The sequence below is a fragment of the Mesorhizobium sp. M7A.F.Ca.CA.002.04.1.1 genome, assembly GCF_004022805.1.
GTDB classification, from domain to species: Bacteria; Pseudomonadota; Alphaproteobacteria; order Rhizobiales; family Rhizobiaceae; genus Mesorhizobium; species Mesorhizobium ciceri.
This window is the reverse complement of record NZ_RZPL01000947.1, coordinates 1-1,760: the sequence shown is the minus strand read 5'-3', so window position 1 is coordinate 1,760 and position 1,760 is coordinate 1. Positions and strand designations below refer to the sequence as shown.

The 1,760-nt window shown below is 63.1% G+C and carries 3 protein-coding genes; all 3 read left to right on the top strand.

Annotation, left to right across the window (positions count from 1 at the left end; genetic code table 11):
• On the top strand, positions 1–387 hold a 387-nt coding region (gene nusG, locus ENZ75_RS30825), incomplete at its 5' end, for a transcription termination/antitermination protein NusG (RefSeq protein WP_128278586.1).
• Between the two features lie 158 nt (positions 388–545).
• Positions 546–974, top strand: a complete 429-nt coding sequence (gene rplK, locus ENZ75_RS30820; RefSeq protein ID WP_013531410.1) for a 50S ribosomal protein L11 — start codon at positions 546–548, stop codon at positions 972–974.
• A gap of 4 nt (positions 975–978) precedes the next feature.
• On the top strand, positions 979–1,677 hold the full coding sequence (rplA, locus tag ENZ75_RS30815; protein ID WP_013531411.1) for a 50S ribosomal protein L1: 699 nt from the start codon (positions 979–981) through the stop codon (positions 1,675–1,677).
• Positions 1,678–1,760: the final 83 nt, after the last annotated feature.

Sequence of the window (1,760 nt, the reverse complement as noted above, 5' to 3'; positions counted from 1 at the left end):
GTTCGCCGCGGCCGCAAGGTCGATGCCGAGCGCAAGTTCTTCCCGGGCTATGTGCTGCTGAAGGCCAATCTGACCGACGCCGTGTTCTCGCTGGTCAAGAACACGCCGAAGGTCACCGGCTTCCTGGGTGACTCCAAGCCGGTGCCGATCACCGAGGCGGAAGCGCAGCGCATCCTGAACCAGGTGCAGGAAGGCGTCGAGCGGCCCAAGCCCTCGGTCACGTTCGAGATCGGCGAAGCGATCCGCGTTTCGGATGGTCCCTTCGCGTCGTTCAACGGTTTCGTCCAGGAAGTGGACGAGGAGCGGGCGCGGCTCAAGGTGGAAGTTTCGATCTTCGGGCGCGCCGTGCCTGTCGATCTGGAATTCGGGCAGGTCGAAAAGGGCTGATCCGAAATCCCTGAAGCCGGTTTGGCGGTCAGGGGAGGCGGCGCGGAAGCGCGGCCTGAGAACGGTGGGAGACGAATGCGGCTTTAGCCGGCCGCATGGATCGCACCACCAGACTGCAACCGCCGGCATGACCGGCATAGACAAAGGCAGGAAAAGAGATGGCTAAGAAAATTGCAGGCCAGCTCAAGCTCCAGGTGAAAGCGGGATCGGCTACGCCGTCTCCCCCGATCGGCCCGGCGCTTGGTCAGCGTGGCATCAACATCATGGAGTTCTGCAAGGCGTTCAACGCGCAGACCCAGGAAATGGAAAAGGGATCGCCGGTTCCGGTTGTCATCACCTACTATCAGGACAAGTCCTTCACCTTCGTCATGAAGACGGCGCCGGTGAGCTACTTCCTGAAGAAGGCGGCGAACCTGACCTCTGGTTCCAAGGAGCCGGGCAAGGTCAAGGCCGGTACGGTTTCGCGTGACAAGGTCCGCGAGATTGCCACCGCGAAGATGAAAGACCTGAACGCAAACGACGTCGAAGCGGCCATGCGCATGGTCGAGGGCTCCGCCCGCTCGATGGGTCTGGAAGTGGTGGGCTAAGATCATGGCAAAGATTGCAAAGCGTGTATCGAAGACCCGCGAAGGCATCGATCCCAACAAGGCTTATGCCCTGGGTGATGCGCTGAAGCTGCTCAAGGACCGTTCCTCGGTGAAGTTCGATGAGACCATCGAAGTCGCCATGAACCTCGGCGTCGACCCGCGCCATGCCGACCAGATGGTCCGCGGCGTGGTCAACCTGCCGAACGGCACCGGCCGCTCGGTACGTGTCGCCGTGTTCGCCCGTGGCGACAAGGCCGACGAAGCGCGCGCCGCCGGCGCCGACATCGTTGGTGCCGAGGATCTGGTCGACATCGTCCAGAAGGGCACGATCGATTTCGATCGCTGCATCGCCACGCCGGACATGATGCCGCTGGTCGGCCGTCTGGGCAAGGTGCTCGGCCCGCGCGGCATGATGCCGAACCCGAAGGTCGGAACCGTCACCACCGACGTTGCCGCCGCCGTCAAGGCGTCCAAGGGCGGCGCCGTCGAGTTCCGTGTCGAGAAGGCTGGCATCGTCCATGCCGGCGTCGGCAAGGTCTCGTTCGACGTCAAGGCCCTGGAAGAGAACATCCGCGCCTTCGCCGATGCGGTGACCAAGGCAAAGCCGACTGGCGCCAAGGGCAACTACGTCAAGAAGGTGTCGGTCACCTCGACGATGGGCCCGGGCCTCAAGCTCGACGTCGCGACGCTCAACGCGTCCTGATACGAACATTTGGATCGGCCGCCAAGCGGCTGATCCGCAAGTGAATTCCGGACTTCCGACTTGTCGGCGGCCCGGTACCGGAA

Coding starts and splice junctions, on each gene's coding strand:
- rplK (WP_013531410.1), top strand. CDS start 546: ATGGCTAAGAAAATTGCAGGCCAGCTCAAGCTCCAGGTGAAAGCGGGA.
- rplA (WP_013531411.1), top strand. CDS start 979: ATGGCAAAGATTGCAAAGCGTGTATCGAAGACCCGCGAAGGCATCGAT.